The organism is Streptomyces sp. NPDC092952, from assembly GCF_044754785.1.
In the GTDB taxonomy this organism is placed as follows: domain Bacteria; phylum Actinomycetota; class Actinomycetes; order Streptomycetales; family Streptomycetaceae; genus Streptomyces.
Map to the genome: position 1 here is coordinate 504,402 of NZ_JBIVPT010000005.1, position 20,447 is coordinate 524,848.

Annotated in this window: 18 protein-coding genes; 10 read left to right on the top strand and 8 right to left on the bottom strand. The window is 74.6% G+C overall.

All coding sequences use genetic code 11. The annotated features are described in order from the left end of the window. Positions 1–198: 198 nt before the first annotated feature. Both ACIQGQ_RS16285 and ACIQGQ_RS16290 read left to right on the top strand, forming a co-directional pair. Positions 199–1,203 carry a 5-dehydro-4-deoxyglucarate dehydratase gene (locus ACIQGQ_RS16285; protein ID WP_402395841.1) on the top strand — a complete coding sequence of 335 codons (1,005 nt, stop codon included), beginning with the start codon at positions 199–201 and terminating at the stop codon, positions 1,201–1,203. Then, complete coding sequence (locus ACIQGQ_RS16290) at positions 1,200–2,384, top strand: hypothetical protein (RefSeq protein WP_402395843.1); 1,185 nt, start codon at positions 1,200–1,202, stop codon at positions 2,382–2,384. The genes ACIQGQ_RS16285 and ACIQGQ_RS16290 overlap by 4 nt, the downstream gene beginning before the upstream one ends. Positions 2,385–2,450: 66 nt before the next feature. Here ACIQGQ_RS16290 and ACIQGQ_RS16295 read toward each other — a convergent pair whose 3' ends face one another. Further along, entirely contained in the window at positions 2,451–3,902 is a 1,452-nt protein-coding gene (locus ACIQGQ_RS16295) for a peptidoglycan D,D-transpeptidase FtsI family protein (RefSeq protein WP_402395845.1), read from the bottom strand. Between the two features lie 125 nt (positions 3,903–4,027). Continuing rightward, the gene (locus ACIQGQ_RS16300) at positions 4,028–4,798 is read right to left on the bottom strand and encodes an IclR family transcriptional regulator (protein WP_366298842.1); all 771 of its coding nucleotides are present in this window, start codon (positions 4,796–4,798) and stop codon (positions 4,028–4,030) included. A gap of 182 nt (positions 4,799–4,980) precedes the next feature. Here ACIQGQ_RS16300 and ACIQGQ_RS16305 point away from each other — a divergent pair, with 182 nt between their 5' ends. From ACIQGQ_RS16305 to ACIQGQ_RS16325, 5 genes are all read left to right on the top strand, one after another. Beyond that, a complete protein-coding gene (locus ACIQGQ_RS16305) occupies positions 4,981–6,501 on the top strand; it encodes an aldehyde dehydrogenase (NADP(+)) (RefSeq protein WP_402395847.1) in 1,521 nt (506 codons plus the stop codon). Further along, positions 6,498–7,007, top strand: coding sequence for a hypothetical protein (locus tag ACIQGQ_RS16310; protein WP_402395849.1), 510 nt, complete (start codon positions 6,498–6,500; stop codon positions 7,005–7,007). Before ACIQGQ_RS16305 ends, ACIQGQ_RS16310 begins: the two co-directional genes overlap by 4 nt. A gap of 85 nt (positions 7,008–7,092) precedes the next feature. Next, entirely contained in the window at positions 7,093–7,479 is a 387-nt protein-coding gene (locus ACIQGQ_RS16315) for a DUF4440 domain-containing protein (RefSeq protein WP_402395852.1), read from the top strand. A gap of 169 nt (positions 7,480–7,648) precedes the next feature. Further along, positions 7,649–8,356 carry a DsbA family oxidoreductase gene (locus ACIQGQ_RS16320; protein WP_402395854.1) on the top strand — a complete coding sequence of 236 codons (708 nt, stop codon included), beginning with the start codon at positions 7,649–7,651 and terminating at the stop codon, positions 8,354–8,356. Between the two features lie 93 nt (positions 8,357–8,449). After that, the gene (locus tag ACIQGQ_RS16325) at positions 8,450–9,511 is read left to right on the top strand and encodes an aminotransferase class V-fold PLP-dependent enzyme (protein ID WP_402395856.1); all 1,062 of its coding nucleotides are present in this window, start codon (positions 8,450–8,452) and stop codon (positions 9,509–9,511) included. A 5-nt stretch (positions 9,512–9,516) separates the two neighbouring features. On the opposite strand, the gene ACIQGQ_RS16330 is transcribed toward ACIQGQ_RS16325, so the two are convergent. From ACIQGQ_RS16330 to ACIQGQ_RS16345, 4 genes are all read right to left on the bottom strand, one after another. Then, positions 9,517–10,536, bottom strand: a complete 1,020-nt coding sequence (locus ACIQGQ_RS16330; protein ID WP_402395859.1) for a VOC family protein — start codon at positions 10,534–10,536, stop codon at positions 9,517–9,519. Between the two features lie 41 nt (positions 10,537–10,577). Next, the gene (locus ACIQGQ_RS16335) at positions 10,578–11,816 is read right to left on the bottom strand and encodes a hypothetical protein (protein ID WP_402395862.1); all 1,239 of its coding nucleotides are present in this window, start codon (positions 11,814–11,816) and stop codon (positions 10,578–10,580) included. A gap of 5 nt (positions 11,817–11,821) precedes the next feature. After that, on the bottom strand, positions 11,822–12,700 hold the full coding sequence (locus ACIQGQ_RS16340; RefSeq protein ID WP_402395865.1) for a class I SAM-dependent methyltransferase: 879 nt from the start codon (positions 12,698–12,700) through the stop codon (positions 11,822–11,824). Positions 12,701–12,880: 180 nt separating this feature from the next. Then, a complete protein-coding gene (locus tag ACIQGQ_RS16345) occupies positions 12,881–13,987 on the bottom strand; it encodes a pyridoxal-phosphate-dependent aminotransferase family protein (RefSeq protein WP_402395868.1) in 1,107 nt (368 codons plus the stop codon). 110 nt (positions 13,988–14,097) lie between these two features. Between ACIQGQ_RS16345 and ACIQGQ_RS16350 the strand changes: the two genes are divergently transcribed. Together ACIQGQ_RS16350 and ACIQGQ_RS16355 are read left to right on the top strand one after the other, a co-directional pair. Next, entirely contained in the window at positions 14,098–15,198 is a 1,101-nt protein-coding gene (locus ACIQGQ_RS16350) for an amidohydrolase family protein (protein ID WP_402395870.1), read from the top strand. Positions 15,199–15,564: 366 nt separating this feature from the next. Further along, positions 15,565–16,692, top strand: a complete 1,128-nt coding sequence (locus ACIQGQ_RS16355) for an SCO1860 family LAETG-anchored protein (RefSeq protein WP_402395873.1) — start codon at positions 15,565–15,567, stop codon at positions 16,690–16,692. A gap of 45 nt (positions 16,693–16,737) precedes the next feature. Here ACIQGQ_RS16355 and cobC read toward each other — a convergent pair whose 3' ends face one another. Continuing rightward, complete coding sequence (gene cobC / locus ACIQGQ_RS16360; RefSeq protein WP_402395875.1) at positions 16,738–18,237, bottom strand: Rv2231c family pyridoxal phosphate-dependent protein CobC; 1,500 nt, start codon at positions 18,235–18,237, stop codon at positions 16,738–16,740. Between the two features lie 94 nt (positions 18,238–18,331). Here cobC and ACIQGQ_RS16365 point away from each other — a divergent pair, with 94 nt between their 5' ends. Next, positions 18,332–19,054, top strand: a complete 723-nt coding sequence (locus ACIQGQ_RS16365) for a ZIP family metal transporter (RefSeq protein ID WP_402395878.1) — start codon at positions 18,332–18,334, stop codon at positions 19,052–19,054. Positions 19,055–19,065: 11 nt separating this feature from the next. Here ACIQGQ_RS16365 and ACIQGQ_RS16370 read toward each other — a convergent pair whose 3' ends face one another. Further along, positions 19,066–20,436, bottom strand: coding sequence for a cobyrinate a,c-diamide synthase (locus ACIQGQ_RS16370; protein WP_402395881.1), 1,371 nt, complete (start codon positions 20,434–20,436; stop codon positions 19,066–19,068). Between the last annotated feature and the right edge of the window lie 11 nt (positions 20,437–20,447).

Here is a 20,447-nt window from a genome sequence, read left to right on the forward strand (position 1 = left end):
CACGCTAGGAAGTGTCGGTGTGCCGGGTCAAGTGTGAGGGCCGCGGGGCATCCTGGGCCGGTGGGTTCGCCACCCGCTCCGACCGTGGTGCGCCGCTCTCCTCCTTGACCCGCACCCGGAGGCTGGCTTAGCGTGCAGTCGTTCACGAATATAGACGCCAGTCAGAATTGTGTACAACTGCACGCCCAGGGAGCGCCAGTGACCTCAGCACCTCTTGCCGCCCGCCTCACTCGTGTCGCCGGGCCGCTCTTCTTCCCCGTCACCGCGTACGGCCCGGACGGAGACGTCGATCTCGACGCCTTCCGCGCCCATGTCCGCGCCGGTGTCGACGCCGGTGCGGCGGCGGTCTTCGCCTGCTGCGGCACCGGTGAGTTCCACGCGCTCACGCCCGAGGAGTTCCGCCGGGTCGTCGCCGCGGCCGTCGAGGAGACCGCCGGGGAGGTGCCGGTCGTCGCCGGGGCCGGTTACGGCACGGCCCCGGCGATCCAGTACGCGAGGATCGCCGAGGAGGCGGGCGCGGACGGGCTCCTCGCCATGCCCCCGTACCTCGTCGTTGCCGACCAGGCGGGGCTGCTCGGCCACTACACCGCGCTGGCCGCCGCCACCTCCCTGGAGACGATCGTCTACCAGCGCGACAACGCCGTCTTCACCCCGGAGACCGTCGTCGCCCTCGCCGGCACGCCCGGCATCATCGGCCTCAAGGACGGCCACGGCGACCTCGACCTGATGCAGCGCACGGTGAGCGCCGTCCGCACCGGACGGCCCGGAACGGACTTCCTGTACTTCAACGGGCTGCCCACCGCCGAACTCACCGGCCCCGCCTACCGGGGCATCGGCGTCACGCTCTACTCCTCCGCCGTCTTCGCCTTCGCGCCCGACATCGCCCTCGCCTTCTACCGGGCCCTGGAATCCGGCGACGACGCCCTGGCGGGCGAACTCCTCGACCACTTCTACCGGCCGCTGGTGGAGCTGCGCGCCAAGGGCCGCGGCTACGCCGTCGCGCTGGTCAAGGCCGGGGTCCGGCTCGGCGGGCTGGACGTCGGCCCGGTCCGCACCCCGCTCACCGAGCCGACCGCCGCCCACGTCGAGGAGCTCACCGCGATCACCGCGCGCGGCCGGGCCGTGCTGGAGCGGTACGGATCGGAGCACCTCGGACAGGGCCGGGACGAGCAGCCGGAGCCCGGACCGGGGACGCGCGGGTGAGGACCTCGGCCTTCCTCTACCCCTGGGACGTCGTCGGCGACCCGGACGCCGCCCGCCGCCTCGCCGACCTCGGCGTCCAGCAGGTGACGCTCGCCGCCGCCTACCACTCCACCCGGGCGCTCACCCCGCGCCACCCGGCCCACCGCGTCGTCACCGCCGAGTACGCCGCGGTGCTCTACCCGCCGGACGCCGACCGCTGGGCGGGGCGTGCGCTCCGTCCGCGCGCGCAGTCCTGGACGGCCTCGGACGACGCGTTCGCCGAGGCCGCCGAGGCCCTCACCGGCGCCGGCCTGGAGGTGCACAGCTGGGTGGTGCTGGCGCACAACTCCCGGCTGGGCGCCGAGCACCCGGACACCTCCGTGGTCAACGCGTACGGCGACCGCTACCCCTGGGCGCCGTGCGTGGCCCGGCCCGAGGTCCGCGCCTATCTGACCGGCCTGGCCGCCGAGGCCGCGACCCGCGCCGGCGCGCGCGGCACCGAGCTGGAGTCCTGCGGCTGGTACGGCCTCGCGCATCTGCACGCCCACGACAAGACCGCGGGCGTCGGGCTCGGCGACGCGGCGCAGTACCTGATGTCGCTCTGCTTCTGCTCCGCCTGCCGCGCCGGTTACGCCGGACAGGGCCTGGACGCCGACGCCCTGGCCGCGGCCGTGCGCACCGCGCTGGAACCGGTCTGGGCCGGTTCCGGCTCCGGGGCGGCCGGCCGCGCGGGCATCGAGCACCTCCTCGGCGCCGATCCCGCCGCCACCACCCTCCGGTGGCGCGGCGAGGTGGCCCGTACGCTCCAGGAGGACGTCGTCGCGGCCGTACGGGCGGCGGCGGAACCCGGCTTCCAGGTGCTGCTGCACGCCGACCCCGAACCCCACCGCACCGGCGCGAACACCGGCGTGGACCCGGCGCACATCCTCTCGGTGGCGGACGGCGTGGTGCTGCCCTGCACCGGCGACGACGCGGCGCGCGAGGCGGTGCTCGGCCCGTTCACCGGGCGGCAGGGGGTGCTCGCGGCCAACTTCTCCGTGGTCACCGGGATGGGCGGCAGCCCCGCCACCCTGGAGCGGGACGCCGCGCACGCCGCCTCGCTGGGGGCGAACCAGCTCCGCCTCTACCACGCCGGGCTCGCCTCCGACCCGGACCTCGCGGCCGTCGCCCCGGCACTGGCCGGTCTCCGCCCTCGCGGATGAGAACGCCGGGCCGGTGGGGGCGCCCGTCAGCCGCCCCCGCCGGCCCGGTCCACCGGCCGTCCCCGCTCAGCCCGCCAGCGCCGCCTTCATCGTCTTCTGCGCGATCGGCGCCGCCAGGCCGTTGCCGCTGACCTCCGAGCGCGCCGCGCCCGAGTCCTCGACGACCACGGCGACCGCGACCCCCTTGCCGCCGGACCGGTCCTTCGCGTAGGAGGTGAACCAGGCGTACGGGGTGTTGCTGTTGCCCACGCCGTTCTGCGCGGTGCCGGTCTTGCCGCCGACCTCGGCCCCGGCGATCCTGGCGTTGGTGCCGGTGCCCTCCTCGACGACGGTCACCATGGCGCTGCGCAACTGCTCGGCGGTGGAGGCCGAGACGACCCTTCGGGTGTCCCCGTCCGGGTATTCCTGGAGCGGGTCGCCGTCGCCGTCGGTCACCGAGGACACCATGTGCGGCGCGGCCAGCTCGCCCCCGTTGGCGAGGGCGGCCGAGACCATGGCCATCTGCAGCGGCGTCGCGGTCACCTCGAACTGGCCGATGCCGGTGAGCGCGGTCTGCGGCCGGTCCATGCCGGTCGGGTAGACGCTCTTCGACGCCCGTACCGGCACGTCCAGCTTCTCCGTGTTGAAGCCGAACTTCTCGGCCATCGCCCGTACCTTGCCCTGGCCGAGATCGACGGCCGCCTTCGCGAAGACGTTGTTGCAGGAGTACTGGAGCGCGACGCGCAGTGTCGCGTTCTCGCAGGGCGCCGTCGCGCTCTCGTTGCGCAGCACCGTGCTGGTGTCGGGCAACGTGTACGGGTTGGGGCTGTCGGTGGGCGTGTCGACCGACCCGTACAGCCCGTTCTCCAGCGCGGCCGCGGCCACCACCAGCTTGAACGTGGAGCCCGGGGCCAGCGGTTGCCGCATCGCCCGGTTGATCAGCGGCATGTCCGGGTCGGCCTGGAGCTTCTTCCAGGCCGTGCCGTCCGTCGTCCCGCTGATCGTCGACGGGTCGTAGGAGGGCGTGGAGACCATGGCCAGGATCCGGCCGGTCGCCGGGTCGATCGCGACCGCCGCGCCCTTGTCGTCGCCGAGCGCCTCGTACGCCGCCTTCTGCACGTCCGGGTCGATCGTCGTCAGGACGTCGCCCGGTTCCTCCTGCTTCCGGGTCAGCGCGCCCAGCGGGTTCTTCAGCCGGTCGTCGGTGCCGTCCAGCACATGGCTGTAGATCCCCTCCAGCTGGGTGGACCGGTACGCCTGCGAGCCGTAGCCGGTGACGGCCGCGTAGAGCTCGCCCTGCTTGTAGGTGCGTTTGTACGCGAGGTCGCTGCCCACCGTCCTCTTCGATCCGGTGACCGGGCTTCCGGCCACGATGATGTCACCGAGCGGCTGCGCGTACTGCGCGATGGTGTTCCGCCGGTTTCGGTCGTCGTCCGCGAGCGCCTTTGCCTGATACGCCTGCACCCAGGTCGCCCGCATCAGCAGGGCGAGGACCAGGAGCAGGCAGAAGACCGAGGTTCGCCTGATGGTTCTGTTCATCCCACCGGAGGGACGAGCCGGACCTCACGCACCGTTCCCGGCCGAGGCGGTTCTCACCGCTTTCTCATGGGATGTCCGGGCGCGGCGGCTTCCCCGGCGGATGAGGCCGGTAGGGCTGGTACGGCTCAGAGCCGCCGGGTGGCGAGGGCCAGCCGGTCCCGGGCGTCGAACAGCGCGTCCTTCACCATCTGCTCGTGCGCGGGCGTGAGCCGGGCGACCGGCACCGAGCAGCTGATCGCGTCCCGGGCGGGGGTCCGGTACGGGACGGCGACGCCGAAGCAGCGCAGACCGAGGGTGTTCTCCTCGCGGTCCACCGCGTACCCCTGCTCGCGGACCAGGTGCAGCTCCTCGATGAGCTTCTCGCGGTCGGTGATGGTGTGCTCGGTCAGCGCGGGCAGTGTCTCGGGGAGCAGCTTGCGCACCTGCTCGTCGCTGTGGGTGGCCAGCAGCGCCTTGCCGAGCGAGGTCGAGTGCGCGGGCAGCCGACGGCCGACCCGGGTGAACGGACGCAGGTAGTGCTGGGACTGCCGGGTCGCGAGGTACACCACGTTCGTCCCGTCGAGCCGGGCCAGGTGGATGGTCTCCGCCGTGTCGTCGGAGAGCCGGTCCAGCGTCGGCCGGGCGGCCGCGACGACCTCGTCGCCGTCGATGTACGAGGTGCCGACCAGCAGGGCCCGTACGCCGATCCCGTACCGCGTGCCCGTCGCGTCCGTCTCCACCCAGCCCAGCTCCACCAGGGTGCGCAGCAGCATGTAGAGGCTCGACTTCGGGTAGCCGACGGCCTCCTGCACGGCGGCGAGCGAATGCATGCCGGGCCGCCCCGCGAAGTATTCGAGCAGCTCCACCGTCCGTACGGCGGACTTGACCTGTGCTCCGCCGGATTCACCGACCGACATCGCCCCGCACCCCTTCCAGCCACTGGTTCCGGCCCGTCGCCGGAGCCTCGGGGCCGCTTGGACCGGGGCTCCTTGCCAACACCGAGCGCCCGGAAATAGAGTCACTTCATATTCACGATTCAGAACTCTGTTCAGAATACCGAACAATCTCCGATGTGCGGCAGTGAGCGGAAGGAACCACGGTGGCAGCAGCACCAGTCTGGAGCGTCGACCCCCGCACGGGGAACCCGCGTGAGCAGGTAGCGGTGGAGGCTACCGTGCAGGAGATCGACCGCGCGGTCCGGGCCGCCCACGCGGTACGGGAGTCCCTCGCAGACCGCACCCGGCGCGCCGCGTTCCTGCGCACCGCCGCCGAACTGCTCACCGAGGCCGGCGAGCACGTCATCGAGGCCGCCGACGCGGAGACCGCGCTCGGCCCGGCCCGGCTCACCGGCGAACTCGCCCGCACCGCAGCCCAGTTGAGGTCCTTCGCGGAGGTCGTCGAGGAGGGCGCCTTCCTCGACGTCCACATCGACCACGCGGACGCCGGCCGCACCCCGCCCTGGCCCGACCTGCGTCGCTACAAGATCCCGCTGGGTGTCGTCGCGGTCTACGCGGCCAGCAACTTCCCGCTCGCCTTCTCCGTCCCCGGCGGCGACACCGCGAGCGCGCTCGCGGCCGGCTGCCCGGTCGTCGTCAAGGCCCACCCGGACCACCCCGCCACCTCCGAACTGTGCGCCTCCGTGCTGCGCCGGGCGGCCGCCCGCGTCGGCCTGCCCGAGGACGTGCTGATCCTGGTGCACGGCTTCGAGGCCGGCGTCGAGCTCATCCGCCACCCGCTCGTCGCCGCCGCCGGGTTCACCGGCTCGGTGCGCGGCGGCCGGGCCCTGTTCGACGCGGCGGCGGCCCGCCCCCGCCCCATCCCCTTCCACGGCGAACTGGGCTCCCTCAACCCCGTCGTCGTCACCGGGGCGGCCGCGGCCGAGCGCGCCGAGGAGATCGGCGCCGGGCTGGCGGGCTCGATGACCATGGGCGCGGGCCAGTTCTGCACCAAGCCCGGTTTCGTCCTGGCCCCGGCGGACGAGAGCGGCGACCGGCTCCTGAAGACCCTGACCGACGCGGTCAGCGACACCGAGGCCGCGGTCCTCCTCGACCACCGGATGCGCGACGCCTTCCTCGCGGGCGTCCGGACCCGGGCCGGACTCCCCGGCGTCGACGCCCCGGTCACCCCCGGCGCGGGCGGGGAGCACACCGTCGCGGCCGGCTTCCTCACCGTACCGGCCGGACTCCTGGCCGCCGAGGGCCCGCACGACGAGCTGCTGGAGGAGTGCTTCGGCCCGGTCACCGTCGTCGCCCGCTACGCCTCCGAGGACGAGATCACCGCCGTGCTCTCCCGCCTCCCCGGCAACCTCACCGCCACCCTCCAGACCGCCACCGGCACCGACCCGGAGGCCCCCGCGCTCCTCGCGGCCCTCACCCCGCTGGCCGGCCGGGTCCTCGTCAACGGCTGGCCCACCGGCGTCGCCGTCGCCCCCGCGCAGAACCACGGCGGCCCCTACCCGTCGTCCACCTCCACCTCCACCTCGGTCGGCGCCACCGCCATCGAACGCTGGCTGCGCCCGATCACGTACCAGACCACCCCCGAGGCCCTGCTCCCGCCCGAGCTCCACGAGGACAACCCGCTGGGCCTGCCCCGCCGGGTCGACGGCCGCCGGGAGTCGTGACACCCGCCCCGCCCGCCGGGTCGGTCTCCCGCGTCGAGCGCCTCCTCGCCACGCCGCTCCCGGCCACCGGGCCGACGTCCGGCGAGGGGGAGCCGGAGACCGGCGAGTGGAGCGCGACGACAGGTGAGGGCTTCCGGATCGAGCCCCTCTGGCGGAGCGACGACCTGGTGGGCGTGTACGGGACCGAGTGGGCGGCCGCCGAGGCCGCCGCCTCGGACCGGCTCGCCGGGCTCGTCGCCGAGCTGGACCGCCGGTGGGGCCCGCACCGCACGGCGGGCATGCGGGTCCCGATCTTCCGGAACATGGCGGGCGAACCCCTGCCGCCGCTCTACCAGGCGCTCTGCGACGCGGACTGCCTGGGCGACCTGGTGGTGTGGGGCCCGGTCGGCGGACGGTGGACCGCGGTCTCCCTCAACCAGTGCGACGGTGACGCCCCGATGATCCTCGTGGCCGTGGTCTCCGACCGGCCGATCACGGAACTCGACGAGGGCGAGGACGAGGGCTGAACCGGTGCCGGCGGGACGCCCTCGGCCGTGGACCGTGCGGGGAAACCCGGTTGTGGGACCGGGCTGTCCCGGGAAGGATGCCGGGATGAGCCAAGAGACGGATGAGGTACGCGAGGCGATCGCGGGCGAGCTGCGTCTGATGGACCCCAGCGTACGGATGTCACGCTCGCTCGCCCAGGAGCTGCTGGACCCCGAGTTCTTCGAGGTCGGCGCCTCGGGACGGCGGTGGACGTACGACGAGATGCTCGCCGCGCTGCCCGAGATGGACTGCTCGACGCCGAGCGGTCCGCACTACGAGCCCTCGAATTTCTCCGGTGCCCTGCTGGCACCCGGGCTGGTGCACCTCACCTACGAGACCATGCTCGGCGGGGACCGCGCACTGCGGACCTCACTCTGGCGCAGGCGGGGCACGTCCACGGTGTGGCGGATGTACTACCACCAGGCCACCCCCGTCCCGCCCGACGGCGCCTGAGCTGCGGAGCGGCGGCGTTCGTCCTCGGAGAGCCCCGCGTCGCACCTCGGCCCGAGGGGCGTTCCCCAGCAAGGGAATGAGGACCTCCGTTCCCGTGTTGTCGACGGGAGCGGAGGGTGGCTCCGCGCTGCTCGGGCAGTGGTACGAGGAAAACGAGAGAAGAAGAGACATGCGCGTCGAGATCTGGAGCGACATCGCCTGCCCCTGGTGCTACATCGGGAAGGCCCGCTTCGAGAAGGGGCTGGCCGGATTCGCCCACCGGGACCAGGTCGAGGTCGTGCACCGGTCCTTCGAGCTCGACCCCGGGCGGGCCAAGGGCGACACCGCGCAGGTGATCGACATGCTGGCGCAGAAGTACGGCCGCACCCCCGAGGAGGCGCGGGGCATGGAGGAGAACGTCGCGGCCAACGCCCGGGCCGAGGGGCTCGGCTACCTCACCGAGGGCCGCGACCACGGCAACACCTTCGACATCCACCGGCTGCTCCACCTCGCCAGGGCCCGCGGCCGTCAGGACGCGCTGCTGGACCTCGCCTACCGGGCGAACTTCGCCGAGGAGCGGTCCGTCTACGACGACGAGGTGCTGGTCGAGCTGGCCGTCGAGGCCGGGCTCGACGGGGCCGAGGCGCGGGCCGTGCTCGCCGACCCGGAGGCGTACGCGGCCGAGGTGCGGGCCGACGAGCGCGAGGCGTCCGAGCTGGGGGCCAACGCGGTGCCGTTCTTCGTGCTCGACCGGCGCTACGGCATCTCCGGCGGCCAGCCCGCCGAGGTGTTCGCCCAGGCGCTGGAGCAGGCGTGGAAGGACCGCCCGCTCACCGCGCTCGGCGGGGACGCGGCGGCCTGCGACGCCGACGGCAGTTGCGAGGTCCCGCGCCCCTGAGGGCCCGCCCCGGGAGCGGTGACGAGGCGTCCCCCTCCCGGCCCCCGGCCGTCCGTGATTGACCGGGGGCCGGGGGGACCGCAGGCTGGGCGCATGGATGATGCCTCGCTCAGCACCCTCGTGGACGACGAGTTCGCGCCGACGAAGACCTACCTCAACACCGCCTCCTGCGGGCTGCTGCCCCGGCGGTCCCTGGCCGCCGTGACGGAGCTGGCCGGGACGCTCTCCTCAGGGCGTACCGACGGCTCCGGCGACTTCGCGGTCGTGGAGGCCGCCCGGGAGCGCTTCGCCCGCCTCGCCGGGGTCGACGCCGACCGGGTCGCGGTCGGCGGCTCCGTCTCCGTGCACGTCGGGATGATCGCCGCCTCTCTGCCGCCGGGGGCCGAAGTCCTCGCGCCGGAGGGTGAGTTCAGTTCCGTCGTCGGTCCGTTCGCGGTCCGCGGCGACCTCCGGACGCGCTATGTGCCGCTGGAGCGGGTGGCCGAGTCGGTGGGGCCGGACACCGCGCTGGTCGCCCTCTCCTCCGTACAGTCGGCCGACGGCCGTACCGCCGACCTGAAGGCGATACGCGCGGCCGCCGCCGACCACGGCGCCCGGACCCTGGTCGACGCCACCCAGTCGGCCGGCTGGCTGCCGCTGGAGGCGGGCGAGTACGACTACACCGTCACCGGCGGCTTCAAGTTCCTGCTCGGTGCGCGCGGCACCTCCTACCTCACCGTCACCGAGGAGGCGCAGCCCGGACTGCCGCCGCTCCACGCCGCCATGAGCGCCGCCGAAGACCCCTGGGACAGCGTCTACGGCCCGGTCGAACGGCTCTCCCGGACCGCGCGCCGCTTCGACGCCCCGCCCGCCTTCCTCGCGTACCACGGCGCCGAACGGTCCCTCGCGCTGCTGGCGGAGATCGGGACGGAGGCCGTCCACACCCACGCCACCGGGCTCGCGGCGCGGATGCGGGCCGGGCTGGTCCGGCTCGGCCACGAGCCGGTGCCCGGCCGGTCGCCCATCGTGGCCGTGCCCGGCCTCGGCGACCGGGGCGCGGACCTCGAACGCGCCGGGATCGTGGTGTCGAACCGGGCCGGGAACCTGCGCGCGTCGTTCCACGTGTACAACACGGAGGCCGACGTGGACCGGGTCCTGGACGTGCTCGCCGGCTGAGGCCCCTACACGGTCCCGTCCAGCGGCGCGCTCCGCCACTTCCACGCCGTGACGCGCGGGTGGCCGGGCAGCTCGGCGCGGCCGGTGGCCCAGCGCAGCACGGCCCACCGGTCCGCGTCCGCCGGGGCGTCCGGGAACAGCCGGGCCAGGGCCCGGTCGCACAGCGCGGCCGGCGGGTTCCACGCCACGCCCAGACCGGCGGCGAGATCGTCCATGTGCACCAGGGTCTCCACCACTCCCATCGCGGCGAAGCCCTCCGGGTCGGAGGTCCCGTACGAGTGGAACGCGCGCCGCTCCGCCGGGGCCGTACGCACCATCGCGGCGAGCATCGCGCCGTTCGCCTCCAGCGTCCACAGCAGCCCGTCCGGCCCGGCCGCCCGGTCCGCGAAGACCGCGTTCCGCGGACCGCCCTCGCGGTCGGCGCCCCAGCGGTACGGGACGTAGTCGTCCAGCGGCGGCCGCTGCGGGCCGAGCTGGGCCGCGTACGAGAAGAGGTCGTCGCTCATGTGCTCCGCCGTCTCCCAGCAGGTCCACTCCAGGGTCCCGGCCGGCGCGTCCCAGCGGTCCGCCGGGGCACCCCGGAGCGCCTCGGCCGCCAGCCGCACCACCTCCGTCACGTCGTCCGCCGTGACCGGCAGCCTGGCCCCGGTCAGGGCGGCGCGCTCCGCCGGACCGAGCTCGACACAGAACTCGTTGCCCTCCGGGTCGGCGAGGGTCGCCCAGCCCCGGCCGTCCGGCCTGCGGTGGTCGGCCACGAGCGTGGCGCCCAGCGCGAGCAGCCGCTCGACCTCCTCGTCCCGGGTCCGGTCCTTCGGCTGGATGTCCAGGTGGACCCGGTTCTTGACGCGTTTGGCCTCCGGCACGGTGATGAACAGCAGTGCTCCGTCGGGCGATTCGACGGCCACCTCCGGGTCACCGGGGGAGTCGTCGGCACTGACCGGGGCGCCGAGCACCCCGGCCCAGAATCCGGCCAGGGTGTAGGCGTCGGCGCAGTCGATGGTGATGTGGCGTACGAATGAGGTCATGGGCCCACTTTCTCCGCCCGGACCTCGGGAGGTACAGCGGATTACCCCTGCGGGGCCGGATCGACGGACCGGCCTTCGGGGACGGGCGCGGGAGCGGGTGCGGTCCTGCGCTGACGCGGCAGCAACTGCGGTGCCACGATCCTGCGATGACGGCGCCCGGGGAGGAACAGGGCGAGGATGCCGATCCCGGTCAGCCCGATCAGCCCGCTGAGGATTCCCACCCGGGGAGCCAGCGACGCCGACTCGGGCAGCAGGAACACCGCCGCGTCCAGGCTGAACGAGGCCGCCGCGACCATGGCGAGCGTGGCGGCGACCCGGTTGAGCCGGGTGTCGAGCGCCTCGGTCCGCTGCGAGGCCGCGGCCAGCAGCGAGTTGCCGACGTAGCCGAGCAGCTTGTCGGTCCGCTCCTGGGTGTTGTCCAGGCCGATGGACTCACGGGCCGCCAGATAGGTGGCCCGCGGGCCCTGGGCGGACTCTATGCGGTAGCCGTCGAGGTGGTGGTAGTCGGACCAGACCCCGTCCAGGAAGCGCCGGAACGCGTGCACATCGGTCGTGGGGGCCCCGGCCCTCGCGAGGTCGACCAGGATCCGCTTCCCGCCCAGCAGGGCGCCCACCAGCAGGGACTGCTGCGCCGTCGCGATGTCCGTCGGCTCCGTCATCGTCCGCAGCTCGGGCAGCGGGGTCTCCGGGTCGCGGTCCCAGGCGTACGTGTACGGCAGCAGGATCCGGCAGTGCGGCCCCGGGCTGAACTCCGGCAGCCGCGGATCGGACGACCACGGCGGGTCCTCGGTGACGAAGTGGCAGTTGTACCGGGCGGACTGGCGGTCCACCGGCGCGGCGACACCACTGCCCGCCAGGTCCGGCCGCAGCGCCAGCCCCCGCACCATCCCGCAGGCCGCCGCGGCCGTCAGCACCGCGCTGAGGACCGGTCCGTCCGCGTCGCGGAGCAGGGTGTTCACGTGGGCGTCCAACGTGTCGAGCTCGGCGAGCGGCAGCTGCCGCAGATCGGCCTCGTGGCGCAGCGCGTACGTCACCAGGATGCTGCCGGCGCTGAGGATCCGGGCGTGGCAGCCGACGATCTCCGTGCCGGGCAGGGTGATCAGCTCGGTGATGATCTCCTTCAGGTCCAGCTCGATGGTGTGGTCCGGGTTGTACCCGAGCGTTCCGAGCTCGCCGGCGACCGGGCGCAACGTGCCGTGCCCCGGCACCGGGAAGGAGTCGATCTCCAGGGGCGGGGAGTTGTGGTGCACCGGATACGCCCTGCTCTGCAGGTGGAGCACCTGTCTCAACGCGTCGCCCCGGTGGCTCGTCCCGGAACGCCCTGCCCGGGGACGCCACGCGCGGAGTTGTGCCAGGACACCGCCACGTACTCGGGGATCAGCTCGGACTCGGGCACGTCGATCCGGCCGAGGTAGCGCCGCTGGAGGTCCTCCGGGCCGCAGTCCTCGATCCCGTCGCCGAGCAGTTCGGTCAGGCCGTGGTGGGTCAGGTACGAGGCGTCCTCCGGCACCGACCGGCTGCGGAACCACTTCCGCTGGTCGGCGAGGACCTGGCTCCCGGCGGCCGCGGCGGGCCAGTAGCTGACCGCCGTGACCGCGCACCGGCCGAACTCGGCCCCCAGGCCCACGACCGCGCGCGCCTCGTCCGGCGGCAGGTAGAAGACCAGCCCCTCGGCCACGTAGGCGACCGGGCGACCGTCGGCCGCCTTGCGGACCAGGGCGGCCAGCTCCTCGCGGGAGGCGGCCCCGGCGAGGTCGGCGGCGTGGTGGTGGACGTCCCGCTCCGGCAGCGCCCCGGACGCCACCAGCTCCGCCGCACGGGCCTGCTTGGCGGCGATCATGTCCGGCAGGTCCACCTCGATGGCGGTCCGGAACGGCAGCAGCCAGGGGTACGAGGAGAATCCGGCCCCGCAGACCACGAGCACCGTGTCCGGGTCCTTCTCCAGCGCGCGGGCCAGGGTGTCCGCGATGAATCTCCCGCGCAGGGAGACGACCAGGTCGTCGTGGGGGTAGACGGTGCCGGCGAACTCGGCCCACAGCTCGCGCACCGCCGGCCGGTCGCTCTCCGGGATCCAGGCGGCTGCCAGTGGGTCCTCGGCGAGGTCGGGCATCCTGGCGCGCGACTCGTTGACGAGATAGGCGGTCAGTTCTACTCCACAACGCATAGGCGCATCTCCCGTGGGTCCGTGGTGTACCTGGCCGATCACCGCCCCGGCCCCCGGTTTCCGGGATGCCGGGGCTCGTGATCAGGCCCCACATAGTACGCACCGGGGCTCGGCGCCCGCCAGGGACCGAGGGGTCAACGACCCGCCCGGAGCTGGCACTTCACGGGAGGAGCCGCGAGGTCACGCGTTCGGCCACGCCTCCGCGACGGCCTTGCTGGCCGCTTCGAGGTCGACCCGGCGGCCCGTGTCGGCCAGCGCCGAGCCCAGGGCGGCGAGCGAGGAGAGCACGGCGCCCCGCGTCGCGTCCACGCCGTAGTGGTTGACCCGGATCATCTCCTTGGACAGCGCGCCGCCGCCCGCGATCAGCGGCAGCGACGGGTCGGCGGCCAGCGCACGGGCGACCAGCCCGGCGGCGTCCACGCCCTCGGGGGCGCGCAGCGTCGTGGCGACCGGCGCCGCCTCCCCGGCCAGGTGCACGTACGGGGAGAGGCCGCCGCCGAGCGCCACCGCGCCCGCCCGGGTCGCCGCCGCCGCAGAGGCGTGCCGGGCCATCACCGCGTCCAGCCCCTCGGCCTCGATCCGCTCCACGCACGCCTCCAGGGCCAGCATCTCCAGCTGGGCGGGGGCGTGCAGCAGGGCCTTGCGGCCACCGTCGATCCACCGCTCCTTCCAGTCCAGCAGCGAGAGGTAGGAGTGGCGCGGCGCCTGCGGGTTGGCGGCGATCCGCTCCCAGGCGCGCGCGCTCACCGACACCGCCGAGACCCCGGCCGGGCCGCCCATCGCCTTCTGCGCGCCGATCACGCAGAGGTCGACGCCCCAGGCGTCCGGCAGCAGCGGCTCGGCGCCCACCGAGGCGACCGCGTCCAGCATGAACAGCGCCCCGTGCGCGCGGACCACCTCGCCGATCTCGGCGACCGGGTTGGTGTTGCCGGTCGCCGCCTCCGCGTGGACCAGCGAGACGAAGTCGATCCCCGGGTGCTCGGCCAGCGCCCGCGCGACCTGGTCGGCGGTGACCGCCGTGTGGAAGGGCACCGCCAGGTCGATCACCTCGGCGCCGCAGTCCCGCAGCCAGTTCCCGAAGGTCTGCCCGTACGGGCCGGTCACCACGTTCAGCGCGGTCGTACCGGGCCGGGCGCCGCCCCGGATGCAGCCTTCGAGCGGGAGCAGCGCCTCGCCCTGCATGATGACGACGTCCTGCTCGGTGGCGAGGAGGCCGGCGACCCGCTGCTCGATGGCCGCGAAGCGCGCGGCGGTGAGCGGGGCGAGGTCGAGGAAGGGGTGGGTCACGGCGGTGCTCTCTTCGGGTCGGATCGGTTCGGCGCGCGGTGGCGCGTGCGGACGGTTCTCTCGTCGAAGCGTACCGAGGGCCCCCGAGGCCGCCTCGTACAGTGCTGCCCATGAGTGATCACAAGGCTTCGCAGGTGCTGCACGTGAAGGGGCGGGTGCTCGTCGGCCCCGAGGACGTCCGGGACGAACTCTGGGTGGAGGGCGGCCGGATCACGTACGAGAGGCCGGCCGGGGCCGACGGGGCGGTGACCGTCACCGGCTGGGCGCTGCCGGGCCTGGTGGACGCGCACTGCCATGTCGGACTCGACCTCCACGGCGCCGTGGACGCGGCCACCAGCGAGCGGCAGGCGCTGGCCGACCGGGAGGCGGGCGCGCTGCTGCTGCGGGACGCGGGCTCCCCGGCCGACACCCGGTGGATCGACGACCGCGAGGACCTGCCGAAGATCATCCGGGCGGGCCGGCACATCGCCCGGCCCCGCCGGTACACCCGGAACTACGCCCACGAGATCGAGCCGGACGAGCTGGTCGCGTACGTCGGGCAGGAGGCGCGGCGCGGTGACGGCTGGGTGAAGCTGGTCGGCGACTGGATCGACCGGGGCGTGGGCGACCTGACCGCCTGCTGGCCGCGCGGGGCGGTCGAGGCGGCCATCGCCGAGGCGCACCGGCTCGGCGCCCGGGTCACCGCGCACTGCTTCGCCGAGGACTCGCTGCGCGATCTGGTGGAGGCCGGGATCGACTGCGTGGAGCACGCCACCGGTCTCACCGAGGACACCATTCCGCTCTTCGCCGAGCGCGGCGTCGCGATCGTCCCCACCCTGGTCAACATCGCCACCTTCCCCGCGCTCGCGGACGGCGGCGAGGCCAAGTTCCCCCGCTGGTCGGCCCATATGCGGCGGCTGCACGAGCGGCGCTACGACACGGTCCGCGCCGCGTACGACGCCGGGATCCCGGTCTTCACCGGCACCGACGCGGGCGGGGTGCTCGCCCACGGGCTGGTGGCGGACGAGGTCGCCGAGCTGGTGAAGGCGGGCATCCCGCCGCTGGACGCGCTCTCCGCGACGACCTGGGGCGCCCGGCGGTGGCTGGGGCGGCCGGGTCTGGAGGAGGGCGCTCCGGCGGACCTGGTGGTGTACGACGAGGACCCGCGGGCGGACGTACGGGTCCTCGCCGCGCCGCGCCGGGTGGTGCTGAACGGGCGGGTGATCGGCTGACGGGGCGACCCCGCCGCCGGACAGCCGCCGGATCGCCGCCGGGGTCGCCGGGTTGACGGGCCGTGACCGGAATGCGGCTGTCGTCGTTGATCCTTTCTTGTGCGTGTCCGTGCCTGTCGGTGCGTGCACCGGCGTGTTCGACGGTCGCGCCGTCCGCGCTCGGCGGATCGGGTGAGGCGGAGGAACGCACGTACCGAGATATTCGAATACAGGCGCGGAAACCCCCCTTTGGGGTGAACTCACGTCAGGTATCCGCGAGTTCACCCTCAGTGCGTAAAGCTTTCGGGGTCGAGGCCGCCGGAACCCTCCATGTCCCCCATGGGAGGGCGCCGGTGGCTCCATGTCTCATGTGGGGGTTCCACCACCTTGAACAGCAACACCTTCCGACTCGCCGCCCTGGCCGTCGCCGTCGCTCCCGTCGCCCTGCTGGCCGCCGTTCCGGCCCAGGCCGAGCCCGCGACCACCACGGCCACCGGCGGCGGGAAGGCGAGCGCGGCCGTGCTCCGTGCCTCGCTCGACGTCTCGCTCCTGAACAAGACGGTCGACGTACCGCTCAGGACCTCGCTCAACGCGGTGCAGGCGCCCGCCGACGCGGACAGCACCGCGCTGCGCGTCCGGGTCGACGGGGTGGACGGCAACCGGCCGGTCAGCCTCCTCGCCGCCGACGTGGCCACCGCGAAGGCCACCGCCGACCGGCACCGCGCCGAGGGCTACAGCAATGTGGTCAAGGCCCGGGTCCACGTCCCCGGGCTGCGGGCGCTCTCGTTGATCGAGGTGGAGAAGGTCACGTCCAGGGCGGTCTGCGAGGCGGGCCGCAAGCCGGTCGCCGAGTCGAACGTCCTGGGGCACGTGACGGTCCTCGGCAAGCGGATCGAGCTCGGCGCGGGCGGCACCACCCGGGTCGCCGTGCCGGGCGTCGGCGAGGTGACCCTCGACCTCTCGAAGACGGACACCACCTCGCGCACCGCCGCCGCGACCGCGCTGCGCCTCAAGGTCTCCGTCAACCCGCTCAACCTGAACGTCGCCGAGGTCCAGGGCGAGGTCACGCTGGTGGAGGCCACCTGCGAGACCCCGAAGCCGGACGGTGGGAACACCGGCGGCACGAGCAACGGCGGTACGAGCACCGGGGGCTCCAGCACCGGGGGCTCCGGCGGTAACGGAGGTTCCGGCGGCAACGGCGGGGCGACCACCGGGGGCGGCGACAACAGCGGCTCCAGCAACGGCAGTTCCAGCGGCGGACCCACCAGCGGCGGCGCCACGTCCGGATCGACCGGCGGCCACCACGGCACCGGCGGCTCCGGCGACAGCGGCACCGGCGGCGACGGGGTGAAGCCGCAGACCGGCACCGGCCACGCCCCGGCCGGCGACACCAGCCTCGCCGAGACCGGCAGCTCCTCCTCCACCCCGTACATCGCGGGCGGCGCCGCCGTGCTGCTGGCCGCCGGCGGCGGGGCGGTGATGCTCACCAGGCGCCGGGCCCGCGCCCGCGGCTGACCCCGCACCCCGCACCCGCACCGGAACACCGGGCGCGGCGGCCCCTCAGCCCGCCGCCGCGCCCGGCATCCGCACCGCCCGGCCGAACGCCGCGAGGAAGCGGTCGGTGGTGGCCCGGTCCCGCACCGCCAGCCGCAGCCACTCGGGGCCGAGCCCGGGGAACGTGTCACCGCGCCGCGCCGCGAAGCCCAGCGCCCGCAGCCGCTCCCGCACCTCGGCCGCCCGCTCCAGCCGCAGCAGGACGAACGGCCCCTCGGCCGGTTCCACCACCCGCACCCCGTCGACGCCCCGCAGCCCCGCCACCAGATGGTCCCGGTCCACCGCGATCCGTTCCGCCGCCTCCGCCGCCTCCGCCAGGGCCCGCGGCTCCACGCACGCCTCGGCGGCCGTCAGCGCCGGGGCCGACACCGGCCACAGCGGCTGCGCCCGTGCCAGCACGCGGACGGTCCCCGGCTCCGCCAGTACGTAGCCGATCCGCAGCCCCGCGAGCCCCCAGGTCTTGGTGAGGCTCCGCAGCACCACCAGCCCCGGGATGTCCATGCGCCCCGCGAGTGCTTCCCTCTCGCCCGGCACCGCGTCCATGAACGCCTCGTCGACCACCAGGAACCGGCCGGGCCGGGCCAGCCGCTCCAGCAGCGCCGCCGGATGCAGCACCGAGGTGGGATTGGTCGGATTGCCGACCACCACCAGATCCGCCTCCTCGGGCACCGCCGAGGGGTCCAGCCGGAAGCCGTCCCCGGCCCGCAGCAGCACCCGCTCCACCCGGTGCCCGGCCGCACGCAGCGCCGCCTCCGGCTCGGTGAACTGCGGATGGACCACCACCGGGCGGCGCACCGGCAGCGCCCGCGCCAGCAGCACGAACGCCTCCGCCGCCCCCGAGGTCAGCAGCGTCCGCTCCACCGGCAGCCCGTGCCGGGCCGCCACCGCCGCCCGCGCCGCCCGGCCGTCCGGGTACGCGGCCAGCGAGGCCAGCGACGCGGCGATCCGCTCCCGCAGCCAGACCGGGGGAGTGCCGGCCCGTACGTTGACGGCGAGATCGGTCAGGTCCTCGCCCCGTACCTCCGCGTCGCCGTGGTGACGCAGATCGTGCGGGTCCGGCGCGGTGCCGTACGGGGCGGCGTCCGGGGCGCGGCGGGCCACCGCGCAGGTCGCCATCGGCACCCGACCCCGGGGCGCCGACTTCCGCTTCGGCACCAGCAGCTCGCCCCCCGCCACGAGCGCGGCGGCCTCCGCCACCGAGGCCGTCCCCACGGCGGCCAGCGCCGCACCGGACCGGCCGTCCACCGCGACCCGGGCCAGCTCCTCGGCCGGATACGTACGCAACGGCACCCCGAGCGCCTGCGCAGCGGCGACGATGCCCGGCTCCTGCGCCTTGCTGTCCACGGTCGCCAGCTCCGTGACGCCCAGCGGGGAGAGCCCGGCCTCCCGCAGGGCGTCCCGGACCAGCCCGAGGATCTCCTCGGCGGGCGCGCCCCGGGAGGCGCCGACCCCGACGGTGAGCGGCGCGGACGGCAACACCGCGGCGGCGCCGACGGCTTCGGACATGGAACGGTTCCTCTCGGAAGGGGCGGGAGATCCGGGGCGGGGATCAGGCGGCGCTGAGATGCGCGTACCGGGGGTGATCGGCTAGCAAGAGCCCATGGCGGTGTTCGTCGCGTTCGGCGCGTTCCTGATGACCCTGCTGGGCGGCTGGGTGGCCCAGCGCGTCACCGACCGCCGCCATCTGGTGCTCGGGTTCGCCGGCGGGCTGATGCTCGGCGTGGTCGGCCTGGACCTGCTGCCGGAGGCGGTCGAGGCGGCGGGCGGGCCCGTCTTCGGGGTGCCGGCCGCCCTGCTGCTCTTCGTCGGGGGCTTCCTCGTCGCCCATCTCGTCGAGCGGCTGCTCGCGGTGCGCCGGGCGGCGCACGGCGCGGGCGAGGAACGGGTGCCGCAGGTCGGGCTCACGGCGGCGGCCGCGATGGTCGGCCACAGCCTGATGGACGGCGTCGCGCTCGGCGCCGCCTTCCAGGTGGGCGCCGGCATGGGCGCCACCGTGGCGCTCGCCGTCATCACCCACGACTTCGCCGACGGCTTCAACACGTACACGATCACCAGCCTGTACGGGAACGCCCGCCGCAAGGCCCTGCTCATGCTGTTCGCGGACGCCCTGGCGCCGATGGCCGGTGCCGCGACGACCCTGCTGTTCACCCTTCCGGCGGAACTCCTCGGCTGCTATCTCGGCTTCTTCGGCGGCGCCCTGCTCTATCTGGCCGCCGCCGAGATCCTTCCCGAGGCGCACCACGAGCACCCGGCCCGCTCCACCCTGCTGTGCACGGTGGCCGGGGTGGGCTTCATCTGGCTGGTGGTGGGCCTGGCGGACTGAGCGTCCGCCCGTCACCTCGCGCACCGCTCGACGAACCGGCGGGCCATCCCCGGCTCCGGGGCCCAGTGCGTGTGCAGATAGCTGGCGTGCACCCCGCCCCGTACGAAGCCCTCGACGCGCCGCTCCGGCAGGTGCATGCCCCAGGCCGGTTCGGGACCGGCGCCCGGCTCCAGCACGGTGCGGTGGAACTCGTGGCCCCGCACCCGGGTGCCGGGCGCCGCCAGCACGCTGTCCGAGACCGCCACCGCCTCCCGGTAGCCCAGCGTCAGCCGCTTCGACATCCGGGCCTCCGCGTCCAGGACGCCGCACATCGGCAGGCCGTCCAGCGAACGCGCCAGGTACAGCAGCCCCGCGCACTCGGCCGCCACCGGCGCCCCGGACCCGGCGAGCCCCGCGACGGCCTCCCGCAGTGCCGCGTTGGCCGACAGCTCGGCCGCGTACACCTCGGGGAAGCCCCCGCCGACGACCAGCCCCCGGGTCCCCTCGGGCAGCTTCTCGTCGCGCAGCGGGTCGAACGGCACGACCTCGGCCCCGGCGGCGGCCAGCAGCTCGGTGTTCTCGGCGTACGAGAAGGTGAACGCCGCACCGGAGGCCACCGCGACCACCGGGGCCGCCCCGCCCCGCCCGACGACCGGACCGCCGCGGCTGCCGACCGCCTCCGCCGCGTCCCATCCCCCGTCCGGCAGCGGGGGCGCGGACCGGGCCAGCGCCATCAGCGCCTCCAGGTCGCACCCCGCCTCCACCTGCTCGCGCATCGCCCCGACCGCGCCCACCGCGTCGCCGCGCCGCTCGGCCACCGGCACCAGCCCCAGGTGGCGCGAGGGCACCGCCACCCCCTCGGCCCGCCGCAGCACCCCCAGCACCGGCAGCCCCGACTCGTCCAGCGCGTCCCGCAGCAGCTCCTCGTGGCGCTGCGAACCCACCTTGTTGAGGATCACCCCGCCGATCCGCACCCGCGGGTCCCACGACGCGAAGCCGTGCACCAGCGCCGCCACCGACCGGGACTGCGAGGACGCGTCGACGACCAGCACCACGGGCGCCCGCAGCAGCTTCGAAACCTGGGCGGTCGACGCCAGTTCGCCCTGGCCCGACGCCCCGTCGTACAGCCCCATCACGCCCTCGACCACCGCCAGGTCGCACCCGGCCGCCCCGTGCGCGAACAGCGGGGCGACCAGGCCGGGGCCGCACATGTAGGCGTCGAGATTGCGCCCCGGCCGCCCGGTGGCCAGTGTGTGGTAGCCGGGGTCGATGTAGTCGGGACCGACCTTGTGCGGGGAGACGGCCAGGCCGCGCCCCGCGAAGGCCGCCATCAGCCCCGTCGCGACGGTGGTCTTGCCGCTGCCCGAGGCGGGCGCGGCGATCACCAGACGTGGCACGTTCACCGGGGGACCCC

Coding starts and splice junctions, on each gene's coding strand:
- ACIQGQ_RS16295 (WP_402395845.1), bottom strand. CDS start 3,902: ATGAACAGAACCATCAGGCGAACCTCGGTCTTCTGCCTGCTCCTGGTC.
- ACIQGQ_RS16350 (WP_402395870.1), top strand. CDS start 14,098: ATGAGTGATCACAAGGCTTCGCAGGTGCTGCACGTGAAGGGGCGGGTG.
- ACIQGQ_RS16365 (WP_402395878.1), top strand. CDS start 18,332: ATGGCGGTGTTCGTCGCGTTCGGCGCGTTCCTGATGACCCTGCTGGGC.
- ACIQGQ_RS16340 (WP_402395865.1), bottom strand. CDS start 12,700: ATGCGTTGTGGAGTAGAACTGACCGCCTATCTCGTCAACGAGTCGCGC.
- ACIQGQ_RS16325 (WP_402395856.1), top strand. CDS start 8,450: ATGGATGATGCCTCGCTCAGCACCCTCGTGGACGACGAGTTCGCGCCG.
- ACIQGQ_RS16330 (WP_402395859.1), bottom strand. CDS start 10,536: ATGACCTCATTCGTACGCCACATCACCATCGACTGCGCCGACGCCTAC.
- ACIQGQ_RS16320 (WP_402395854.1), top strand. CDS start 7,649: ATGCGCGTCGAGATCTGGAGCGACATCGCCTGCCCCTGGTGCTACATC.
- ACIQGQ_RS16315 (WP_402395852.1), top strand. CDS start 7,093: ATGAGCCAAGAGACGGATGAGGTACGCGAGGCGATCGCGGGCGAGCTG.
- cobC (WP_402395875.1), bottom strand. CDS start 18,237: ATGTCCGAAGCCGTCGGCGCCGCCGCGGTGTTGCCGTCCGCGCCGCTC.
- ACIQGQ_RS16300 (WP_366298842.1), bottom strand. CDS start 4,798: ATGTCGGTCGGTGAATCCGGCGGAGCACAGGTCAAGTCCGCCGTACGG.